This window comes from Fictibacillus sp. B-59209 (assembly GCF_036216745.1).
Taxonomy (GTDB): domain Bacteria; phylum Bacillota; class Bacilli; order Bacillales; family Fictibacillaceae; genus Fictibacillus_C; species Fictibacillus_C marinisediminis.
In genome coordinates this window covers 388131-408890 of the sequence record NZ_JARMMC010000014.1, presented here as the reverse complement: position 1 = coordinate 408890, position 20760 = coordinate 388131, and the positions used below count along the sequence as shown (strand labels likewise).

Below are 20760 nucleotides of genomic sequence, written 5' to 3'. Positions count from 1 at the left end.
ATTCCTTAAAGGAATTGAGGCTTTCTTTACAATTTTATTTGTTATTAGATCACACGCGTTGTAATGATGCCGTCAATTTCTTTGATCTTATCTTCTAAACCAGGGATTACCTCGCCGTTTACCTTATTGTCAATGTCAATCATCGTATAGGCGTATCCTCCTCGGCTTCTGTTAACCATGTCAGCGATGTTCAAATTATAGCTTGATACAGCCAGTGTGATCTGGCCCACCATATTCGGTACGTTTTCGTGGAAAGCTGCCACTCGCAGCTTTCCTGTATAAGGAAGGGAAGCGTTTGGAAAGTTTACGGAGTTTCTGATGTTTCCGGTTTCTAAAAATTCCTTCACCTGGCGGGTCGCCATAATGGCACAATTTTCCTCTGATTCTTTCGTGGAAGCTCCAAGGTGTGGGACCGGAACAGTATTTTTCATTTTCAGCACATTTTCATTCGGAAAGTCAGTAATATATTGGCCGACGATTCCATTTTCGAGTGCGATTTCCATATCCTTTTCGTTCACAAGCTCTCCGCGAGAGAAATTTAATATATGGACTCCCGGTTTCATAACATTGAACGCTTTCTGATTAAACATCTCTTTTGTATCAGGCGTTAAAGGAACATGTACTGTAAGATAATCTGATTCGGCAAATAACTGTTCAAGCGTCATCGCGCGCTGTACATTGCGGGACAGGTTCCAGGCTGTATCCACGGAGATGAACGGATCAAACCCAATTACATCCATGTCTAAATCAAGCGCATCATTCGCTACAAGTGCACCGATTGCACCTAAACCTATTACACCCAACGTTTTTCCCTTGATTTCTTTTCCAAGAAATTGTTTCTTTCCTGCTTCTACAAGTTTTGGTATTTGTTCACCTTCACCTTCCAAAGTCTTTGTCCATTCTACACCGGCAAAAAGGTTCCTGGATGAAGCCATTAATGATGTCAGTACCATTTCTTTTACCGCGTTCGCATTAGCTCCAGGAGTGTTAAAAACAACAATTCCTTGCTCAGTACATAGTTCAACCGGAATATTATTAACTCCCGCCCCAGCCCGCGCAATGGCTTTGAGTTCATCTCCAAATGTTAAAGAGTGCATGTTAAAGCTGCGAACAACGATCGCTTCAGGATTGTCACTGTCGTTGTCTATAATATAGTTACCTTTGTTGAATACCTTCAGACCGCTTTCCGCTATATTATTTAAGGTTTTGATGGTTTTTCCTTTTTCTAACGTGATTGTCGTCATTTTGTTCTCTCCTCTTTTTTATGATGGTTTCCTCTTTAATCAAATTACCAAAAGTAAAGCAGGAAACTTACGAATTACCCTATACTTCCTCAAATAAACAGAAAAGAGGTAAGGGAAAAAATCTCCTTACCTCTGCCCAGGCGAACGGCTGCGACACTATGTGCTCCCTCGCGGTTATCCGCGTTTCGCCAGTTACACATAGCCTTTTAATTTGTTTTATACTAACAAATTTTCAGGCAGCTATCAACACCTGTATATTAAAAATTCAAACATTTTATTTAGAGACTATCGAATTCTCTTAATCCCTACTAATGTTAAGGCTTTTCCGTTAACCCTCTTGAGCGGAAAAGGTGCCAACATTTAATGTTGGCTTTTTTATATGATCGGAACTATTTTAAGGTTTTATGGTTCAGTTCTAGGCGTTCAATCCCAATATTTGAATTTCGGCGAGAATAGGAATAAACTGCTTATTAGTTAACGATGTTAAATTTTATCTTTATAAAAGATATGCTTAGCTTTTAGTTCCTGATCAATTGTAAGGATGCCGTGAGAAAAATATTTTTCTCTACGTTTATCAGTTGGTGAACCTGGGTTGAACATAAGAATCTCATTGAACATATAGTTCTTAGGAATATGAGAGTGGCCAAAAATGATGCAGTCCACTTTTTCATCCTGAAAAGCAGTGATCGCTCTTTTCTCAGTCGTCTGTTTCTTTCCATGTCCATGAACGATGCCTATTTTGTATCCATTGATTTCAAGGATGAGTTTCTCACTTAGAAGTTCTTTCATTTCCAGTCCATCCACATTTCCTGTCACTCCTTTGACAGGTGCATAGGATTGCAGCTCATTGTATAAATCTAACGTATGCCAGTCGCCAGCATGGATAATGAGGTCGGCAGTTTCCAGGTCACACAGGAGCCTTTCAGGCAGCTTTTTGGACTTTTTGGGCATATGGGTGTCAGCTATCACGACAATTTTCATAAAAAATTTCTCCTTCTTTTTCACACTTGGTTATTTTTTCATAGGCCGTAATCCTTAGTGATATCAAGGAAAGCGCTTTTTTGTGAAAATATTCATTATTTTCACAATTGAATTATAATAGCTTTTCCATTTAATTGTTATTGACTACTAAATATTTAGTAAATTAAAATATTTATAGATTAAACAAATTGGAGGCATCATGATGGAAGCAACTGTAAAAGTGGAGCAGGACATTCAGCTCCATACAAAAAAGAAACATCCACCTGGATTATACTTGCTCTTCTTCACTGAAATGTGGGAGAGGTTCAGCTATTATGGCATGAGAGCCATTCTGGTCCTTTACTTGACTAAATCGCTGATCAGCGGCGGTCTAGGCATGAGTGATAGCGTGGCCATGAGTATTTATGGATTCTTCACCGGTGCTGTATACTTCACACCAATGATAGGCGGATATATAACAGACCGATTCCTGGGCAAAAGACTTGCGATTACCATAGGCGGTGTCACAATGGCGCTTGGTAACCTTGTATTGTTTGCCAATCAGAGTAAACCTGCATTCTTCGCTGGACTTGCATTGTTGATCATCGGAAACGGCTTCTTTAAACCAAACATTTCTACGCTTGTTGGTGATCTATACTCTAAAAAAGATGCCCGTAAAGATGCTGCGTTCACTATTTTCTATATGGGAATCAACATTGGTGCATTCTTCTCTCCACTCATTGTTGGATTTCTTGCTGAAGATTTCTTTAAAACAACAGTTAATGGTGTTGAGCATTTCGGATTTAAATTTGGATTCTTAGCGGCGGCCATCGGAATGATTATCGGCCAGCTCCTATTCAACTTTCTTGGAAACAAATTCTTAGGCGACATCGGCAAAAAGCCGGTTGGAGCTGCTCAAAATACTGTCAGCGATAATGTGAAAAAGAAACCTCTTACTAAAGTAGAGAAAAACAGAGTGAAAGTTATCGTAATTCTGACGTTCTTTGTTATCTTCTTCATGGCAGGTTTTGAACAAGCCGGAAGCTCGTTAACCCTTTATACGGACAAGTTCATTGACCGCTCAGTATTTGGATGGACGGTTCCGACTTCTTGGTTCCAGTCACTTAACCCATTGTTTATCGTAATCTTTGCTCCAATCATCTCTATCTTATGGGTTAAATTATCAAAATCAAAACGCGGAGACCTGCCAACTCCTACGAAAATGGCAATTGGTATGATGCTGCTTGGTGCTGGTTTTGCTGTTCTTGTTCCTGCTCTTATTCAAACAGGAACCGGCGATTCTTCAGCAGTTAAAGCAAACATGATCTTCATGGTATTGACTTATTTCCTCCATACGATCGGTGAGCTTTGCTTACAGCCGGTTGGTTTGTCCATGACCAGTAAACTCGCTCCAGTTAAATTGGCTTCCCTTATGATGGGTGTCTGGCTTGCTGGATCAGGTTTTGCCAACATCCTTGCCGGACAATTGGCTTCTACTACAGAATCATTAGGATACTTTGAAGTATTCATGATCATCGGGGGAGTTACCATCTTCCTTGGTCTTATACTCCTAAGCCTTTCTAAAAAACTTGTGAATATGGCAGCTGAATAAAACATGTAAATACGCATTAAAAACAGGCAGCCGGCAGGCTGCCTGTTTTTAATGCGTACTAATGCTTATTTTGAAGTTCAAATTCTTTCATTCTAGCTTCTACTGCTTCAGCTTTTTTCAGTTCCTTTGTATGTAACTGTTTAAGAAATTTAACCGTCATCCACGCCAGAATCACAAAAATGATGAAGATGAAGACAGCTGGCAGAAGTTCAAGCTTATTTTCCGGGAATTCCACATCAATCATTGAATACACACCTTTCTTGATGTCTCTGCCTATATTATACACCTATTGAAAACGCCTTCCAGTATAAAAAAAAGTACCCTCTCTAAATTAAAGGGTACCCGGTACTCAATTAGGCTTCAATCGAACGGTTTTCTTTTACATAGCGGTTGTCCTTATGGTCCCGGCAATGAGTGCTGCATGCCCGCTTATGCTCGTGCTCACATTCTTCACACATGAGCAGGTGTTTGTTGCATTCCGGATTGCCGCACTTCACATAGCGTTCCTCGGGCTTGCCGCAATGATAGCATGTGCCTACTACCTTTTCTGTTCCTGCTCTGTTGACCGGTACTGATATGCGCTCATCAAAGACATAGCATTTTCCGTCCCAAAGGTCTCCCTTCACTTCTTCATCATAGCCATAGGAAATGATTCCGCCCTCTAATTGGGAGACATCCTGAAACCCTTCTTTTAATAAGAAGCCCGAAAACTTTTCACACCGTATGCCTCCCGTACAGTACGTCAGCACTTTCTTGTCCTTGTACTGGCTGAAATTTCGCCTGATCCAGTCTGGCAAATCTCTGAACGTTTCAACATCAGGCCGGATGGCGCCTTTAAAATGACCAAGGTCATATTCATAGGTGTTTCTGGCATCGAGTATAACCACATCCTCCTGCTGCATTGCTGCATAAAAATCTTTTGGCGCAAGATGATAGCCTGTCAGCTCATTCGGGTTAACATCGTCATCCAAGTTTAGGTTTACAATCTCTCTTTTCAATTTAACTTTCATCTTTTTAAATGCGTGGGTTTCAGAGTGCTCGATCTTAAATACGATATCGTGAAACCGGCTGTCATTTTTCATATGCTCTATATATAAGCCCGTTTGATCGGTCGTTCCAGATACCGTTCCGTTGATCCCTTCATTTGCGACAAGGATCCTTCCCATTAATCCTATCGATTTACAGAATTCAAGATGCTCAGCAGCGAATTGCTCTGGATCTTGAATCGTGATGTATTTATAAAACAGCAACACTTGGTAACTCATTAATTTTCACTCCATTAGCTTAGTTTCAACTCAACTATCATAACAAATTTTACTGCAAAAAGGCAGATTGTATCATGAAAACGATTTCCCTTTGATTCCCAGTTGTTTTCATTTACTGGATGTGTGAATATTTGAATTGTGAGAATCATTTAATAAGGAGGAACTATGTTTTTTAAAACGGCCGCATTAAGTCTTACCGCTTTTCTGAGTATGACGACTGCCGCTTTTGCAGCAAGTCCATATACTGCAAAGCCGGGAGACTCCATCTATAAAATTGCTCAAACCCATCAGACAAGCGTTAAAACTATAATGAATATGAATCTATTGCACCAAACGATGATCTATCCTGGACAAGTCATTTATATTCCTGATCATTCAGCATTATATACCGTCCGCTTCGGAGACACTCTCTATACCATCTCAAAAAAATATGGACAAAGCATCCAATCTTTGATTCTGGAAAATCCGCAAGTCAAGAATCCCAGCTTGCTATATCCCGGGCAAACGATTGAGCTTCCAGCAAGCAACAAAACAGAAAGTCAGACTGTCAGCCAGTCGGCTCCAAGCCAGCATGTTAATGTAAGCGCTAACGCCAAAGAAGTGGCCAGCCTCGTTAACCAGGAACGAAACAAACAAGGGCTCACTCCGCTTACTCTCAGCCAGAAACTAAGCAATGTCGCCCAGATCAAAGCAAAAGATATGGTGGAACGGAATTATTTCTCCCACACCTCACCAACTTACGGCTCGCCTTTTGACATGATGAAAACATTCGGCATCTCATATACAGCCGCCGGTGAGAACATCGCTGAAGGGCAACGTTCTCCCCAGCAGGTGATGCAGGACTGGATGAACAGTACAGGTCACCGTGAAAACATTTTAAGCAGCAAGTATAGCCAGATTGGCGTCGGGTACTACAATGGTGCCTGGGTCCAAATGTTCATTCGATAAAAAACGTTAGATTCTCACAAAAAAAGTCCAGTACTGTTTGATCAGCACTGGACCTTTTATATATGAGCTTTAAGCGACACCCGCATCATCCATGCGAACAGAAACCGCTTTATAATGATGTTCCAAGGAAATCCTTTTTATTTTGTTGAAGAGTCCATCTGGCACATCCCTGACGAGGGCCTTCGCAATCTTCCAGGCCTGAACTTCAACTATCAGTTCAATCTTTCTTTTTTTCAGTTCATCTTCTGTATCATCGTACAGTTCCACTAGCTTTTGCAAATAGGGATCTGTAGCATGGCCCGCTTCATGAGCAAAGATGACCAGGGCATACTCCAGCATGACATCCTGTTCAGGAAACATCCACTGACACTGAGATTGAATTTCTTCCAGATACAATGTTATCGAATGATCTCCGGCATTATATTTCCCGCCGATATTTCGGTCGAGTGGATATTTGGCCTCGATCTGAACATCAACTGATAAGTTAAAACGTTCCACCATTTTATTGATTTTATAAATTAGTTTTTCATTCTCCAGCAATTATTTCCCCTTCTTTTTTGTAAAATTATGAGTTCGCTGTGGTGCTGACTTTTTGGGCGGCCTTTTTTTGTCCGTTTTTTGCTGTGTACTATGCGACTGCGGGACGAGCTGATCTCTTTTAAAGACCATTTTTTGAGGGTGGGTGTTCATCTTCTTCGCCCATTTTACGAGCACGTTCTCTTCTCTTTCGGTCACTAGAGAAATGATGGTTCCCTCTTGGCCCATCCTGCCTGTTCTTCCTGAACGGTGAATGTATTGTTTTTCTGAATCTGCTAGGTCAAAATGTATGACGTGTGTAAGTCCGCTAATATCCAGTCCGCGCGCAGCTAGATCTGTTGAAAGAAGCAATGCATGATCACTTGCACGGAATTCTCTCATCACTTTTTGCCGCTCTTGTTTGGACGCTTGTCCAGAGATCACCCCTACGGTTATACCTCTGTAAGCCATTTTTGCAGCAATCTCTTCAAGATGCATGCTATCACCAAAAAACACGATAGCCTTCATGTTCGAATGGTGTCGAATAATGCGCCTGAGATTATCTATTTTATCACGTCTTTCAGAAATCAGGTAAAGATTCTGTACTTTTTTTGCGGCAGATGAATCCCTTTCAACCTTTATGAAAAGAGGCTCATTCATCCATTCCTTTGCGAGCTCTTCTGATTTTTTTGAAATGGTCGCTGACACAAAAACAAGCTGGCGGTCTTTCATCGTCCCTTTAACAATATTCTGAACCTCGTCCATTAATTCCATATCATAAACGACATCTGCTTCATCCACTACAATCGTCTTCACCTCATGAAGCTTGAGCTTTTTATTTTTGTAAAGCTCAAGAATCCTTCCCGGTGTCCCGATGATGTACTGTGGCTTCTTCTTTAGCTTATCGATCTGCCGCTGTACGTTTACTCCGCCGATCAGTGTTGTTCCTGAGATTCTGCTTCCTTGAGCATATTCCTGAAAAACGGTATGAATCTGCATGACCAATTCTTTTGTTGGCGCAATGACCACTGCCTGTAAAGAAGATGAACTGCTGTCTATGTTTTGCAATACCGGCAGACAGTAAGCCAGTGTCTTGCCTGTTCCAGTCGGAGATTCAACGATTAAGTCTTTTCTTCCAAGCATACTCGGCAGCATCTGCTCCTGTACTGGAGTAAGTGTTTCAAACGCCGCATTTTCCCAGTTCTCTTGCAGGAAAGGATGCAACTCCTTTAATTGTGTAGTCATACTCATTTATTTTCCCCTTTATGAAAAATTTGTTTACATGAAGCCATCATGCGTTCCAAGTAATCCTCCAGCTGTTCGCTGTTTTCTTCATGCAATTTGCTGTCTATGTTTATTAAAATTTCATTATGGTAGCTGCCTCTTGGCAACCCATAGATATATGAAACCCTTTGAGAGACTTCACCGTAAGGCTTCCATATCCTTCTTAAGGTTTCACCGAGCTCTGAACACTCTGCTTCAATATCCTGCACCGTTAAATAATAGGTCACAGAAAACCGGCATCCAGTATTCGCTGTCTCTCTTTCCATTATTTCATCTGCAAGGTCTTCTAAACCTGCTGCAAGTTCAATTTTTACCTTTATTCCCTGTCCTGTTTTTTCTTTTATAAATACTTCTAAATTGTATTTTCTGCTGAGAGATGCAAGATCGACCAGATCACGGCGGTTCGTAACCTTTAAGCGCCCGTCAAAATCAAGGTCATAGACCATCCCTTCCAGTATAATTTTTAAATTTTCATAGATCGTGGGATCAATCATGTAAGTACCTTCTTTGTTTTATAGTCTTAAAATACGGTACGTGAAATTATATTTGGCTCTGGATGAATACATTCATTTTACCTTCATACATCTCCGTACGCTACTCTTTCTCTTTTTTGAAACAGACAAAATAAAAAAGACGGCTTAGTTTTCCGTCTTTTACGAATGCAGCCGATCCAGCATGGTACTCAGGACGTAATCGATGGATTTGACCATCTCGGTGAACCGTTTCTCCCTCGTATCCGGCTGAAATGCAAATACCGCAATAAACTGTAAGTTATCAAACGTGTCATTAATCTGGTTAACGTGAATATATTTGGGCTGGTTAGCCGCTACCCATGGCAAGGAAAGGTTCTTCCACTCTTCCGCCATCGCGCGGATCCGGTCGGTAAAAGGCTTGACCTCTCCATAAAAGTCTACTTCATAGCCTTCTTTTTTTGTTTTTTCGATATATTGATCAAAAGCTTCCCGATTGGCATCTAAAAGCTCTCTTGTTAATTGATTTAAGCGATCCATAATTCACCCCTGACTCTTCTATCCTACCAAAATAAAGAATAGAATGCACGAGGTTCATTAAAGTTAAAGGGTAAAAAGACTGACGAGCCAATTCCTCCGGGGTTTTTTATATCCAGCGGTCTCTTCTGTGCCCTGCGGCATCTTCAGCAGCTTCACTTCGATATCTTCAATCTTCTCTTCAATTTTGATCAGACGCTTCATCATGTCATCCATCTCTGTAGCATGCTGAAGAACTTGATAGGACAATACGTCGTCTGCCTTTTCTTCGATCTTTTTTTCCAGCTTTTCGATCTGTGCCATCAGACTCTCGAACCGTTCATCAAACCTCTCGGCCTTCACCGGAGCCACTGGAGATTTCACCTGAGCTGCGATCTGGATATCGTTCATGAGAAGCCCGGCGTCCAGCTGCTTTTTTATCTCACGCAAATCTTCTATGTCTTGCTCAGAGAACAGATAATGACCATGGTCATTTTTTTGGCAAGTAAGATTGAAATGTTTGACCCAGCGCTGAATGGTAGTGGGGTTGACACCAAGTTCTTCCGAAACCGTTTTTGTTTTAAACACCATTTCCATTTCTAATTCCCTCCCCGTTTTCTTATATGGTAGTAATTCCGTACCTTTTTTTGATTCCCTTCATAGGTGACAAAACTAGAAGCGATTCGGCAAAGAAAGTGATATTCCTTAAAAATATCCTCCTTTCGACACTGTTCACTCCGTATGAAACAGGTCCTCCTGCCTAACACTACAATCAGGAGGTGAACGATTATGGAAAAACACGAAAACAGCCTGGAGCAGGAGCAGGAAAAAATGACAAACGCACCTGAACAGGAAAAAGAAACAGGACACGGCGACAAAAAGCTGGAAGGCCCCAACTATCCGGCTACATAATACGAAATGCTGAAACGGCCGTACAGACCCCGCAAGCGCTGGAGTTCTTGAGCATAAAACGCATTTTGTTTTCTGCTCAAGAGCGAAGCGACTCGAGAGTCTGGCCGTTGAAGCTGGATTAAAAGGCTGAACCACTCGTTCAGACTTTCGGCTATCAATCCTTAATAAAAGCAAAAAAGGTGATCCTGCCCGCTTTAACAGCGGAAGCCAGATCACCTTTTTTTATTTCAAATTCCTATCTTTAAACAGCAGTTCTCCCAATAGGATCCCGATCTGCAGCTCCAGCTCTTTTTTGTGGTACCACTCCGTCAGGTTGATTTGCCGAGGAATTGAAAATTCTCGATAATAGGTATCTATGTTCTTTACTCGTTTACTCCAGTCCGGCAGGGACGGCCGGCCGTGATCAACGAGCGGATAGATCAGCCGGAGCAGCTGCGGCAGCCTTTCGCGGTTCGGATAGACGTACTGTTCATAATCGTGGCGTGAGCCTGTATGGGGAGTCATCTGTGCAAAATCAAAAAACAATGTCTGGTAGGGAGATTGAAACAGCAGCCATGCAAGCCTTCTTCCGAGCAGAATGCGATTTTTAATCGTACGGAAACCGTGTACAGAAAAGCCGAACACATCTCCCTCTAATGTCGGTAACAAAACTGTACTGAAATGGAGCCAATTCTGGAGCCGATACGGCATGGAAAGAAAAACTCTCCGGCGATAAACAGGATGATCGATGACCGGGCGCTGGATCAGATGCTGTTCATTGATGATCAACGATGTCCATAGCCTCTCTTCGTCTCCCACAGACCAAAACCGAAGCCACTCTCTCTGCATATACTTAGAAACATTGAGCATCGGAAGCAGTGAGAACAACGGACGGCCGGCCTCTTTGCTTTTTTCATAAAGAAGGAGCTGCGGATAGGCATCCGAGAAAATCAGCCAGTTCGCCCGCTCATACGTAAAAAAAAGCAGATGGCGGTATTTTTGGGGAATGGATCTCCTCATCCATTCCCCCTCAAGGTCACACATGTTGTAACCAGCATTTCTTGATACGATGGAAGCCAGAAAAGACCATTTGATCTCTGGGTGTTTTTCATAAAACTGCTGATAAAATACGGTACGTGAAATATTATCTCGGTTCCCTTTTTCTGTTTTTAGCTGAATCTCTCGGGTCAGCTCTGATTCTATCCATTTTTGTTCCTGGCTCAACTTTTCCCCTCCTTTTATCCTTATCGTTCTACAGCGCTGCCTAAAATATTTGTAAGCTCTATAGAAAAACGGTAAAATAAGAAGATAAACATAAGGTTTGGAGGCATGAACATGGAGCAAAAGGTGATCATCTATACACAGGAAACCTGCCCGCCATGCTTTGCAGAGAAAGAATGGCTAAAATCAAATAACATTTCATTCGAGGAAAGAGATATCCGGAAGAATCCCCAATATATGAATGAAGTCATCGGTTTTGGAGCAAGTGCGACTCCTGTTACCGTGATTATAAAGGACGGTTCCCAGGAAGTTGTGATGGGCTTCAAGCAGGAGGAACTGCAGTCCATTCTTGCGATCGATTAAACAAATACGGCCTATCTCTAAAAAGCTATGCCAGCACTTGCCGCTCGCATAGTTTTTCTTATGTATTCATTATAAGGATGTGAAATGATGGCACCCATCAATTATCCGAATGGAAAAAAGCAGGAGCCTACCCTGCCGCATGGCGTTTCTAAAGCCCAAAGCACCATTTCCTACGGCAACAGAGGCATGACCCTGGAAGAAGACTTGAATAAAAGCAATGAGTATTATCTGGAAACCGGCAGAGCCGTCATCCATAAAAAACCGACCCCTGTTCAGATTGTCAATGTTGAATATCCAAAACGTTCGGCAGCGGTCATAAAAGAAGCTTATTTTAAACTCGCTTCCACGACAGATTACAACGGCGTATACCGGGGAAAGTATATTGATTTTGAAGCGAAGGAATCGAAAAACAAGACCTCCTTCCCGCTCCGTAACTTCCATGAACATCAGATTCATCACATGGAAGCGATCACGGCGCACGGCGGCATTGCATTCGTCATCCTGCGCTTCTCTACACTGAACGAAATCTATCTCCTTGACGCTTCACACTTGATCTCATTCTGGAACGATCAAAAGAACGGAAGGAAATCGATACCGAAAACTGACATAGAAACCCTCGGATTCCTTGTTTCCCCAGGCTTTATCCCCAGAATTGACTATTTAAAAATTATTGATAAAATATACTTCAATCACTAGCGGACAAGTCAAGTTCATAAATAATAAGCTATTGACGAATAATCATAATGTATAATGCAGTAAGTGAAAGGTTGGTACAAATACATGTCTAATGAATACCGCAGCAGGCAGGAACGCAGACAGGTTTCCGGCGGAGGCAAAAATCCGCCCAAGAAGAAAAAGAGGTTCCCGCTCTTTAAAGCTATCATCTCGTTCTTGATCATCATGTTTCTCATTGGAACAGCAACTGTCGGGGTCATCATGGCGAAATCCCCAAAACTCGACCCTGAAAAACTGAAGACCCCTTTATCTTCCCAGATCTACGATAAAGACGGAAAGAAAGTCAGCTCCCTCTTTTCTGAAGAGAATCGGGTAAAAGCAGGAATCGCAGATATTCCGCCTAATGTAAGAGATGCATTCGTATCTGTTGAGGATGTGCGCTTCTATAAGCATCCGGGTGTCGACGTGCGCAGGATTTTCGGAGCAGCACTCGCCAACCTGACAGGCGGTTTTGGTTCTGAAGGGGGAAGCACAATCACCCAGCAGGTCGTAAAAAACACGATCCTCACCAATCAAAAATCGCTGACGCGTAAAATTCAGGAAGCGTACCTGGCGATCAAACTCGAACAGAAGTACTCAAAGGAGCAGATCCTGGAGATGTACTTGAATAAGATTTATTTCGGCCATGGTGCCTATGGCATCGGAACAGCTGCTAAAACCTATTTTGATGCGGACAAACTTGATCAGCTTAAGCTTCATCAAGTGGCCCTGCTCGCAGGACTCCCAAAAGCCCCGAGCAACTATGACCCGCTCACGCATCCAAAAGAAGCGGAACAGCGCCGAAACGTTGTATTAGGACAGATGCAAAAGTATGGTTTCATCACAAAGGCCGAAGCGGATAAAGCAAAAGCCACTCCGGTAACAGACGGCCTGCGTAAAGGAAAGCTGCAGGAAACACGGGTTCACGAAGCATACCTGCAGCAAGTCATCAAAGACCTTCATAAAATTAAAGGCATGGAAGATGTCGATGTCTTTGCCGATGGTCTGAAAATCTACACGAACATGGATACAAAAGCTCAGGAAACAACGGAGGATGTGCTTCAGAACGCCTCATTCCTGCGTAATGAGAATAAAAAGCTTCAATCCGGTATCGCGATTGTTGATACGAAGACCGGTGGAATCCGGGCGATCGGCAGCGGACGCGATGAGAACCTAATGAGCGCCTACTATGCTTCTGGAAATCCAAGGCAGCCGGGATCTACGATCAAACCGATCCTTGACTACGGCCCTGCGATCGACAACATGAAGTGGGATACCGGGCACATTCTGAAAGATACACCAGTTACAATCAATGGCGCGACCATCAATAACTTTAATAATGAACAATTTGGAGAAGTAACGATGCGCAAGGCTCTAGAAAAATCGGAGAATACACCTGCCGTCCGAACATTCCTTGAAGTCGGCGAAAGCAAAGCAGTCGATTTCGCCAATAAGCTTGGTATCAAGATTGACTCTGCACCTCCAGCTTATGCGATCGGCGGATTCCAAAAAGGGATCACCCCACTAAACCTTGCGGGTGCCTACGCCGCTTTCGGAAATGAAGGCGTCTATACCGAACCGACAACGATCCGGAAGATTGAGTTCCCGAACGGACAGGTTGTAAAACCAGAGACAAAACCAGTCGCTGCGATGAAGGATTATACTGCTTATATGATCACCGATATGCTGAAAGGCGTCATGAGAAGCGGTACAGGAATTATGGCGAACGTCCCAGGCCTTAATATCGCCGGTAAAACGGGAACGACCAACCTTCCTAAGGAAATCCGAGAACAGTACGGCATCCCTAAGAGCGCAACGAACGATGCGTGGATGGCAGGATATACAACCTCCTATTCCGCTGCTGTTTGGACCGGATACAACAAATACAAAGATGAAGACGGCGTTCACTATCTCGATACGAACCAAAAAAACTATTCCAAGTTAATCTTTAAAGAAGTGATGAGCCGCTTAAATCACAGCAACACTGACTTCAAGAAACCGAACTCTGTAGTAGATGTAACACTTGAAAAAGGAACACATAAAAAAGCAAGCGAATTTACACCTGATGATCAGAAAACGACCGAATTATTTGTTCGCGGAACGGAACCAAGCGAAGTTTCTAACAAGTATGAGAAACCAGCTTCGATTGAAGGCCTGACCGCCAAGTACGATGATAAGAGCAAGTCCATTGATGTGAAATGGAATTACAAAGGCGGCAAGGGCAAAACGGTCTATAAGGTAGCAGCGAGCGTTGACGGCGCAGCTGCTGCTGAACAGACGATCAGCGACAAGAAATTCACCGTGCCAAACGCAGAACCTGGCAAGACGTATACCTTCCAGATCGCAGCGGTTGAAACAGATACTGGGAAAGAGAGCGACCCTGCTCAAACATCCGTAACCGTACCAGGTGAACAGCAACCGCCTGCAGAAGGACAAACGCCTGATCAGGGGAATAACCCTGAACAAGGAAACAACCCGGATCAAGGGAAAAAACCTGGACAAGGGCAGGAAGGCAGCAACCCAGGAACAAATCCTGGAGACAACACAAAGCCTGGACAGGGAAATAACGGCGGCAACAACGGCCAGCCTGATCAGGGCGGCGGCCAGCAAGGAGGCGGAACGGAGCCTCAGAATCCGCCAGGACAAGGACAGCAGGATCAGCAACAACGAAAACAAGAAAAGAAACAGCAGCAAGAACAAGGCGGTTTCCCTTCCCTCCCAGACTTAAATCAATAAAGTAAAATAAAACAGGCCATCGCCGTATGCGGCGATGGCCTGTTTTATTATTGAAACCGGATCGTATAGCGGTCCTGAAGGTAGTTCCATAATCCCGGATAATCAAAAGCAAGGTTCCAGAAACTTGCTCCTCCCAGCCGATATTCATCGATCAGATCAAACTTTGCTTTCATGCTGCGGTAATCTTCAAACCAAACCTTATGCTGCTTCTTCTCTTTATCCCAGTATTCATAATATGGAGCCTGAACGTCTTCTGCATATCGAACAGCGGTTTTCCTTTTTCCTGCGAGCTGCAGCGCCTGAACCGGGCTGAGGGCTTTAGCTTGCGGCCCGCCTTGGACGTAGGGAAGTGTCCAATCGTAGCCGTACAGGTTGATCCCCATCAAAATCTTGCTTCTTGGTATCGCTGTTACTGCATAATCCAGCACCTTTTTTACTTCGTTAATCGGGCTGACCGGGAGCGGAGGGCCTCCGCTGTATCCCCATTCATAGGTCATCAGGATCACATAATCAACAGTCTGTCCATGTGCTTTATAATCGTGTCCTTCATACCAGACGCCTTTTTGTTTTTCTTTAATCTTCGGCGCGAGCGCCGATGTGGCAACATAGCCCTCTTTGTGCATGCGGTCGGTAATATTCCGCAGAAACCGGTTATACCGTTCTTTATTTTGCCGCCCAATATATTCAAAGTCTACGTTTACCCCTACGTACCCTTTTTCTTTCATGATCTTTACAGTGTTCTCAATGACTTTATTGCTGATCTCAGGACTTTTCAGAATAGTCGTCGCTAGTTCCTGGCTAAACGCGCCGTCTTTGATCGTCGTGATCGAGATAAGAGGCCTGACGTTCTCATTTTTTATCTCACGCAAAAAAGAGCTGTCGTCAAGCGGCTTTAAATCACCCTTTTCGTTCACTTCATAGCTGAACAGCGATATATAGCTTAGTGCTTTTGCTGCTTTTTTAAAATTTTCCCTTGATTTTTCAGATGGTTCTGCAAATGCATTTATCGTCAGCGTCCTCTTCCTCTTTTGCGGGACATTCAACGTCTGTCCTTCCTTCAATGGCTTGTCATCAGCCTCGGGATTGGCCTGCTTCAGCTCAAATACTGTGACTCCAAGCTTATAGGCTACCGTTTCAAACGTATCCCCTTTTTTAGCTTTATAAATGAATGGCGCGGGTATGAGCAGCGTCTGCCCGACAGTCAGGACATCCTGAGCACCAAGAGCATTTACGGAAGCGATCTCTTGCCAGGGCAGGTTATAAAACTGAGAGATTTTATAAAGCGAGTCTCCCTTTTGAACCACATGAATCTGCATAGCTCCCCCTCCTACACGTTCTCATGAATTAGTCTATGTAGGGAGAATTTGTCCATATTCCGTTCAGCCATTGTGTTTGATGGCAGCCGCCTTTTTCTGAAGCTCCTGAAACAGCTCGTTCAGCTGGATATAAGAATGATAATGATCCGGCTCTGAACAGATCATCTCGAGGCGTTCTATGACATTCACTGGCTTGATATCCAAAGGTTGAATCTCTTCTTTCCATCCTAACAGGTTGCCGGCAGGCTGGCCGTTGCACCACATCAAAGCCTGCAGAAAACAGCCCAGCTGGAAAATCATCGGATTCCTCGCTTCTTTTCTGTTTCTCTCGGAAAAGAAGGATCGAATAACTGAGCTTGCCGCTTTCCAATTAACAAACTTTGCTTCTATTCCTTGTTTTTGTTGAGTATGCGGAGAAGGCCCCATACCGTTATAAAAGAGGAGTTCTTCCAGAAAAGGGACGTAAGCATCCCTTTCTTCCAGCTGCTCTTCATTGCCGAAAAAAAGGGGATGCCTCATGGATTCAGGAATGTTAAGCATTGGAGCGCGGCGAGTCTTTCTTTAACTTTACTTTCATACGTTTTTGGCCTTCGCGGCATAGTTCCAGGAGTGGACATACGGGGCACTTCGGGTTTTGCGCTTTGCAATGATACCGTCCAAAAAAGATCAGCCTGTGGTGGGTGACACACCAGTCTTCTTTTGGAACTTTTTTCATCAGCGTCTCTTCCACCTGCAGGACGGAATCCTTCCATTTACAGATGGCAAGCCGCTTGCTGACCCGCTCAACATGGGTATCGACAGCTATGGCCGGCAAACCGAATGCGACTGATACTACGACGTTCGCTGTCTTCCGCCCAACGCCTGGAAGCTTCGTGAGTTCATCCCTTTCTTCCGGCACTCTTCCGCCGTATTCGTCCAGAAGAAGCTCGCACAGCTTTTGAATATTTTTAGCTTTATTGCGGTAAAGTCCGATGGAGCGAATATCATCCTGCAGTTCTTCCAAAGGAACCTGCAGGTAATCTGCGGGTGTTTTATATTTTGCGAACAGGCCCGGTGTAACTTTGTTCACCAGGGCATCGGTACATTGTGCAGACAGGAGTACGGCGATGGTCAGTTCAAATGGATTGCTGTGGTTCAGCTCGCAGTGTGCATCCGGGAACATCTTGCCGATCGTGTCTAGGCAATAGGCGATCTGTGATTTATTAAGCATCGTAACCTCCAGAATTCTTGTAGAGCAGACATAGAAAAATAGACGAGGGTCACTCGTCTACGATTGCTCAAGCCAGTTATAAACGGGAACCGAGAACTGATTGTGGCTCTCAGATTGCTCTGCCGCCCGCGATGTTCCGCGGGTTTGCCGCGCTCTGAACTTCTCCCCGTACGTTCTGGCCTGTTCGGGTGTCTGTATATTATTTTTCTTCCATTCGAACAGAATGCGATCGATATACCGGAAGTTCAGCTTTCCGCTGATCACCGCTTCTTTTAGCGCTGAAATGATCAAAGCAGGCGAGTGCCTGTCCTGGTCGATCCATATTTTTAACGTTTCGCATTCCATCGGCGATAGCGGCCTTCCGAATTCACGTTCAAAGATGGAGTAGACGTTTTCTTCATCTTTTTCTTTTTCCTGCTGATCCTGCTCCGCTTCTTGGCTTGAAAGCAAGGAGAGCAGCTTTTCCCAAAGCGGGTTCAAAGAATAGGCTTCATAGTACATGCCTTTTTCACCGTCTTCGAAATGGTCGATCTCCAGAAGCCCCTGCTGGATAAAACTTCTGAGCAGCGCCATGCATCTTGCAGCTGAGATGCTCATCCGTCCAGACAGTTCTTCCGGTGTCGGAAACGGGTTTCCGGATTCTATAAATGTGTGGACATGAAGAATCAGCATGCATTCTTCATCCTGCAGCCCGATGGCCCGGTAATGTTTAAACAATACATGGGGTATAGAAACCGTGCCTTCAGACAGCCATTTAAGAAACAATGCCTTTTCCATCATAACACCCCTCCTTCATCAGTATACCACGATCAACCCAGCTTCCTGCAATCATGATGAAATCGTGATAGACGAAATGAAGCAAATGGGCATCACTTAGATGGCTAAACGGTGAAAAACCTCCGAAAAAGGAGGTTTTCCATCATCATGGATATAAACGGTTTAACAGTCTTGGGAATGGGATGGTCTCACGTACGTGTTCTGCACCTGTGATCCAAGCAACCGTACGCTCAAGCCCCAGGCCAAAACCTGAATGCGGAACGCTGCCGTATTGGCGCAGCTCGAGATACCATCTGTAGGCATCATCTGTCAGTCCGTGTTCTTCATAGCGTGCTTTCATGAGCTCCAGGTCATCGATACGCTGGCTTCCGCCGATGATCTCTCCGTATCCTTCCGGAGCGATCAGATCCGCACAGAGAACAACGTCATCACGATCTGGATGAGGCTTCATGTAGAATGCTTTAATCTCTTTTGGATAGTTCGTGATAAAGACAGGCTTGTCAAAGCTCTCAGCGATGGCTGTCTCATGAGGGGCACCAAAATCGTCTCCCCAATCAATGTCATCGAACCCCTTGTCTTTAAGCAGTGTAATCGCATCATCGTAGGATATGCGAGGGAACGGAGCTTTCACGTTTTCAAGTTTGGAAAGATCGCGGCCAAGTATTGTCAGTTCAAGCTTGCAGCGCTCAAGGACTGATTGAACCACATGGCTGACAAACTGCTCTTGAATCTCGAGAGATTCTTCATGCTCAACAAACGCCATCTCAGGCTCGATCATCCAGAATTCGATCAGGTGGCGGCGAGTTTTTGATTTTTCAGCACGGAACGTCGGGCCAAAGGAGAATACCTTCCCGAGAGCCATTGCTGCAGCTTCCATATAGAGCTGCCCGCTCTGAGAAAGGTAGGCATCCTCATCAAAATATTTTGTATGAAACAATGTGGTCGTTCCTTCTGCCGAGCTTCCAGTAAGAATCGGCGGATCCACTTTGATGAACTCATTCTTATGGAAGAATTCATACATGGAATGGATGATTTCGTTTCTTACTTTCATAATCGCGTGCTGGCGTTTGGAACGAAGCCATAGGTGTCGATGGTCCATCAAGAACTCTGTTCCATGTTCTTTCGGTGTGATCGGATAATCGACCGCTTCATGGATCACTTTCACATCTGTAACCACCAGCTCAACACCCGTCTGGGAACGGTCGTCCTGCTGTACTTTTCCAGTTACATAAAGGCTTGTTTCCTGAGTAAGGCTCTTTGCAGTCATCCAGATATCTTCAGCGACTTCAGCTTTAACGACGACTCCCTGGACAAAGCCTGTCCCGTCGCGCAGCTGCAAGAACGCAATCTTACCGCTGGAACGCTTATTGCTCAGCCAAGCACCTATGGTAACGGTTTGATCGATATGGCTTTTTAATTGGGATATAGTAGTTTTCACGTGACACCCTCCAAAATATTCTATGTATAAGTGATTATCGTCTAATCACTTACAAAAATCAAATAAGCCTGTATAGATTATTTGCTGTTTTTCTTCATGAAACGTTCAATGCGCTCCAGTGCCTCTTCAAATTTCTCTTGAGAAGTGGCATAGGAAAGCCTGACGTTATCCGGTGAGCCGAATCCTGATCCCGGCACGAGAGCAACCTTTTCTTCCTCAAGCAAGGCAGACACCCATTCGTCTACTGTTTCAAAACCGGTCAGCTTGATCGCTTCTTTTACATTAGGAAACAAGTAAAAGGCACCCTTTGGTTTAACGCAGGTAAAACCGGGAATCTGGATCAATTTTTCATAGACGGTATCCAGCCTGGATTCAAAAGCTTTTCTCATCTCTTCAACCGGCTCCTGGGTTCCTTCATATGCTGCTATCGCCGCATATTGGGAGATGGTCGTCGGATTGGATGTGCTGTGGCTGTCCAGGTTCGTCATCGCCTTAATGATCGCACTGTTTCCAGCAGCATAGCCAATCCTCCAGCCTGTCATGGAATGAGACTTGGAGACGCCATTAATGATGATGGTCTGTCCTTTCAGTTCAGGTGAGAGCTGGGCAATGGAGGTATGTGATGCCCCGCCATAGATCAGCTTTTCATAGATCTCATCAGAAACGATCAGGATGTTATGCTTCAAGCAAACCTCTCCCAGCTGCTTCAGTTCGTCTTCTGAATAAAGAGATCCGGTTGGGTTGCTTGGAGAGTTGATGATGATCGCCTTTGTTTTATTGTTCACTGCCTGTTCGAGCTGTGAAGGAGTGATCTTAAAGGCGTTCTCTTCTTTGCCTTCTACATAGACCGGAACACCTCCGGCAAGCTTCACTTGTTCAGGGTAGCTGACCCAATATGGAGTAGGAATGATCACCTCATCGCCGTCATTAAGCAGGACCTGAAAAAGCGTATACAATGATTGCTTTGCCCCTGTGCCTACAACAATTTCAGCCGGTGAATAGTCCAGGTTCTGATCTTCTTTAAACTTTTGCGAAATAGCATGTTTCAATGAAAGCAGGCCGCCGGAAGCCGTATATTTTGTATGGCCTTCCTTCATCGCGCGGTAAGCGGCTTCGATGATATGGTCCGGAGTGTTGAAATCGGGTTCTCCTGCTCCAAGACCGATCACATTGTGCCCTTCAGCCTTCAGTGCGTTAGCCTTTGCTGTTATTGCCAATGTAGTTGATGGTGTCAGTGCTTTAACTCGGTTTGCCAGTTCCATTTCTTTCATCCCTCGCT

General features: G+C 44.1%; 22 protein-coding genes and 1 riboswitch. Of the genes, 6 read left to right on the top strand and 16 right to left on the bottom strand.

Annotated elements, in window-relative coordinates; all coding sequences use genetic code 11:
* Positions 1-44: 44 nt before the first annotated feature.
* Both P4361_RS11280 and P4361_RS11275 read right to left on the bottom strand, forming a co-directional pair.
* The gene (locus P4361_RS11280; protein WP_062235486.1) at positions 45-1244 is read right to left on the bottom strand and encodes a phosphoglycerate dehydrogenase; all 1200 of its coding nucleotides are present in this window, start codon (positions 1242-1244) and stop codon (positions 45-47) included.
* A 127-nt stretch (positions 1245-1371) separates the two neighbouring features.
* A riboswitch (ZMP/ZTP riboswitch) is annotated at positions 1372-1450 on the bottom strand.
* A gap of 277 nt (positions 1451-1727) precedes the next feature.
* A complete protein-coding gene (locus P4361_RS11275) occupies positions 1728-2225 on the bottom strand; it encodes a metallophosphoesterase family protein (RefSeq protein WP_328089433.1) in 498 nt (165 codons plus the stop codon).
* Between the two features lie 202 nt (positions 2226-2427).
* Between P4361_RS11275 and P4361_RS11270 the strand changes: the two genes are divergently transcribed.
* Positions 2428-3816, top strand: coding sequence for a peptide MFS transporter (locus tag P4361_RS11270; protein WP_328089464.1), 1389 nt, complete (start codon positions 2428-2430; stop codon positions 3814-3816).
* Between the two features lie 58 nt (positions 3817-3874).
* On the opposite strand, the gene P4361_RS11265 is transcribed toward P4361_RS11270, so the two are convergent.
* On the bottom strand, positions 3875-4060 hold the full coding sequence (locus tag P4361_RS11265) for a hypothetical protein (RefSeq protein WP_328089432.1): 186 nt from the start codon (positions 4058-4060) through the stop codon (positions 3875-3877).
* Between the two features lie 109 nt (positions 4061-4169).
* Positions 4170-5081, bottom strand: coding sequence for a rhodanese-related sulfurtransferase (locus P4361_RS11260; protein WP_328089431.1), 912 nt, complete (start codon positions 5079-5081; stop codon positions 4170-4172).
* 165 nt (positions 5082-5246) lie between these two features.
* Between P4361_RS11260 and P4361_RS11255 the strand changes: the two genes are divergently transcribed.
* On the top strand, positions 5247-6029 hold the full coding sequence (locus P4361_RS11255; RefSeq protein ID WP_328089430.1) for a LysM peptidoglycan-binding domain-containing protein: 783 nt from the start codon (positions 5247-5249) through the stop codon (positions 6027-6029).
* Between the two features lie 69 nt (positions 6030-6098).
* Here the strand turns inward: P4361_RS11255 and P4361_RS11250 are convergent, their stop codons facing one another.
* The 5 genes from P4361_RS11250 to P4361_RS11230 all read right to left on the bottom strand — a co-directional run bounded on the left by P4361_RS11250 (position 6099) and on the right by P4361_RS11230 (position 9412).
* Positions 6099-6569 (bottom strand): hypothetical protein, encoded by a 471-nt coding sequence (locus P4361_RS11250; RefSeq protein ID WP_062235467.1) that lies wholly within the window; start codon positions 6567-6569, stop codon positions 6099-6101.
* On the bottom strand, positions 6570-7790 hold the full coding sequence (locus P4361_RS11245) for a DEAD/DEAH box helicase (protein WP_425590253.1): 1221 nt from the start codon (positions 7788-7790) through the stop codon (positions 6570-6572).
* A 2-nt stretch (positions 7791-7792) separates the two neighbouring features.
* Complete coding sequence (locus P4361_RS11240; RefSeq protein WP_328089428.1) at positions 7793-8323, bottom strand: hypothetical protein; 531 nt, start codon at positions 8321-8323, stop codon at positions 7793-7795.
* A gap of 159 nt (positions 8324-8482) precedes the next feature.
* Complete coding sequence (locus P4361_RS11235; protein ID WP_062235461.1) at positions 8483-8839, bottom strand: YppE family protein; 357 nt, start codon at positions 8837-8839, stop codon at positions 8483-8485.
* Between the two features lie 63 nt (positions 8840-8902).
* On the bottom strand, positions 8903-9412 hold the full coding sequence (locus tag P4361_RS11230) for a MerR family transcriptional regulator (protein WP_091004945.1): 510 nt from the start codon (positions 9410-9412) through the stop codon (positions 8903-8905).
* 192 nt (positions 9413-9604) lie between these two features.
* On the opposite strand from P4361_RS11230, the gene P4361_RS11225 reads away from it, so the two are divergent.
* Entirely contained in the window at positions 9605-9727 is a 123-nt protein-coding gene (locus P4361_RS11225) for a hypothetical protein (protein ID WP_255357569.1), read from the top strand.
* 222 nt (positions 9728-9949) lie between these two features.
* Here the strand turns inward: P4361_RS11225 and P4361_RS11220 are convergent, their stop codons facing one another.
* Positions 9950-10930 (bottom strand): DUF2515 family protein, encoded by a 981-nt coding sequence (locus P4361_RS11220; protein ID WP_328089427.1) that lies wholly within the window; start codon positions 10928-10930, stop codon positions 9950-9952.
* Positions 10931-11041: 111 nt separating this feature from the next.
* Between P4361_RS11220 and P4361_RS11215 the strand changes: the two genes are divergently transcribed.
* The 3 genes from P4361_RS11215 to P4361_RS11205 all read left to right on the top strand — a co-directional run bounded on the left by P4361_RS11215 (position 11042) and on the right by P4361_RS11205 (position 14740).
* On the top strand, positions 11042-11290 hold the full coding sequence (locus P4361_RS11215) for a glutaredoxin family protein (RefSeq protein WP_062235455.1): 249 nt from the start codon (positions 11042-11044) through the stop codon (positions 11288-11290).
* A gap of 87 nt (positions 11291-11377) precedes the next feature.
* Positions 11378-11986, top strand: a complete 609-nt coding sequence (recU, locus tag P4361_RS11210) for a Holliday junction resolvase RecU (RefSeq protein WP_425590252.1) — start codon at positions 11378-11380, stop codon at positions 11984-11986.
* 84 nt (positions 11987-12070) lie between these two features.
* On the top strand, positions 12071-14740 hold the full coding sequence (locus tag P4361_RS11205; protein WP_328089425.1) for a PBP1A family penicillin-binding protein: 2670 nt from the start codon (positions 12071-12073) through the stop codon (positions 14738-14740).
* Between the two features lie 47 nt (positions 14741-14787).
* On the opposite strand, the gene P4361_RS11200 is transcribed toward P4361_RS11205, so the two are convergent.
* The 6 genes from P4361_RS11200 to P4361_RS11175 all read right to left on the bottom strand — a co-directional run bounded on the left by P4361_RS11200 (position 14788) and on the right by P4361_RS11175 (position 20743).
* A complete protein-coding gene (locus P4361_RS11200; protein ID WP_328089423.1) occupies positions 14788-16056 on the bottom strand; it encodes a glycosyl hydrolase family 18 protein in 1269 nt (422 codons plus the stop codon).
* A gap of 63 nt (positions 16057-16119) precedes the next feature.
* Positions 16120-16596: a YpoC family protein gene (locus P4361_RS11195; RefSeq protein ID WP_091004937.1), complete on the bottom strand. Its 477-nt coding sequence runs from the start codon at positions 16594-16596 to the stop codon at positions 16120-16122.
* A complete protein-coding gene (gene nth, locus P4361_RS11190; RefSeq protein WP_328089421.1) occupies positions 16589-17266 on the bottom strand; it encodes an endonuclease III in 678 nt (225 codons plus the stop codon). Before nth ends, P4361_RS11195 begins: the two co-directional genes overlap by 8 nt.
* A gap of 57 nt (positions 17267-17323) precedes the next feature.
* Positions 17324-18043: a DnaD domain-containing protein gene (locus P4361_RS11185; protein ID WP_062237030.1), complete on the bottom strand. Its 720-nt coding sequence runs from the start codon at positions 18041-18043 to the stop codon at positions 17324-17326.
* A gap of 145 nt (positions 18044-18188) precedes the next feature.
* On the bottom strand, positions 18189-19481 hold the full coding sequence (gene asnS / locus P4361_RS11180; RefSeq protein WP_328089419.1) for an asparagine--tRNA ligase: 1293 nt from the start codon (positions 19479-19481) through the stop codon (positions 18189-18191).
* Between the two features lie 77 nt (positions 19482-19558).
* Positions 19559-20743, bottom strand: a complete 1185-nt coding sequence (locus P4361_RS11175) for a pyridoxal phosphate-dependent aminotransferase (protein ID WP_091004935.1) — start codon at positions 20741-20743, stop codon at positions 19559-19561.
* Positions 20744-20760: the final 17 nt, after the last annotated feature.

What these genes read in the sequence shown, in the direction of transcription:
- P4361_RS11205 (WP_328089425.1), top strand. Translation starts at nt 12,071, where the DNA reads ATGTCTAATGAATACCGCAGCAGGCAGGAACGCAGACAGGTTTCCGGC.
- P4361_RS11195 (WP_091004937.1), bottom strand. Translation starts at nt 16,596, where the DNA reads ATGCTTAACATTCCTGAATCCATGAGGCATCCCCTTTTTTTCGGCAAT.
- P4361_RS11175 (WP_091004935.1), bottom strand. Translation starts at nt 20,743, where the DNA reads ATGGAACTGGCAAACCGAGTTAAAGCACTGACACCATCAACTACATTG.
- P4361_RS11215 (WP_062235455.1), top strand. Translation starts at nt 11,042, where the DNA reads ATGGAGCAAAAGGTGATCATCTATACACAGGAAACCTGCCCGCCATGC.
- P4361_RS11185 (WP_062237030.1), bottom strand. Translation starts at nt 18,043, where the DNA reads ATGGAAAAGGCATTGTTTCTTAAATGGCTGTCTGAAGGCACGGTTTCT.
- P4361_RS11280 (WP_062235486.1), bottom strand. Translation starts at nt 1,244, where the DNA reads ATGACGACAATCACGTTAGAAAAAGGAAAAACCATCAAAACCTTAAAT.
- P4361_RS11260 (WP_328089431.1), bottom strand. Translation starts at nt 5,081, where the DNA reads ATGAGTTACCAAGTGTTGCTGTTTTATAAATACATCACGATTCAAGAT.
- P4361_RS11240 (WP_328089428.1), bottom strand. Translation starts at nt 8,323, where the DNA reads ATGATTGATCCCACGATCTATGAAAATTTAAAAATTATACTGGAAGGG.
- P4361_RS11275 (WP_328089433.1), bottom strand. Translation starts at nt 2,225, where the DNA reads ATGAAAATTGTCGTGATAGCTGACACCCATATGCCCAAAAAGTCCAAA.
- P4361_RS11245 (WP_425590253.1), bottom strand. Translation starts at nt 7,790, where the DNA reads ATGACTACACAATTAAAGGAGTTGCATCCTTTCCTGCAAGAGAACTGG.
- P4361_RS11230 (WP_091004945.1), bottom strand. Translation starts at nt 9,412, where the DNA reads ATGGAAATGGTGTTTAAAACAAAAACGGTTTCGGAAGAACTTGGTGTC.
- P4361_RS11265 (WP_328089432.1), bottom strand. Translation starts at nt 4,060, where the DNA reads ATGATTGATGTGGAATTCCCGGAAAATAAGCTTGAACTTCTGCCAGCT.
- P4361_RS11235 (WP_062235461.1), bottom strand. Translation starts at nt 8,839, where the DNA reads ATGGATCGCTTAAATCAATTAACAAGAGAGCTTTTAGATGCCAATCGG.
- recU (WP_425590252.1), top strand. Translation starts at nt 11,378, where the DNA reads ATGGCACCCATCAATTATCCGAATGGAAAAAAGCAGGAGCCTACCCTG.
- nth (WP_328089421.1), bottom strand. Translation starts at nt 17,266, where the DNA reads ATGCTTAATAAATCACAGATCGCCTATTGCCTAGACACGATCGGCAAG.
- P4361_RS11200 (WP_328089423.1), bottom strand. Translation starts at nt 16,056, where the DNA reads ATGCAGATTCATGTGGTTCAAAAGGGAGACTCGCTTTATAAAATCTCT.
- P4361_RS11270 (WP_328089464.1), top strand. Translation starts at nt 2,428, where the DNA reads ATGGAAGCAACTGTAAAAGTGGAGCAGGACATTCAGCTCCATACAAAA.
- P4361_RS11255 (WP_328089430.1), top strand. Translation starts at nt 5,247, where the DNA reads ATGTTTTTTAAAACGGCCGCATTAAGTCTTACCGCTTTTCTGAGTATG.
- P4361_RS11225 (WP_255357569.1), top strand. Translation starts at nt 9,605, where the DNA reads ATGGAAAAACACGAAAACAGCCTGGAGCAGGAGCAGGAAAAAATGACA.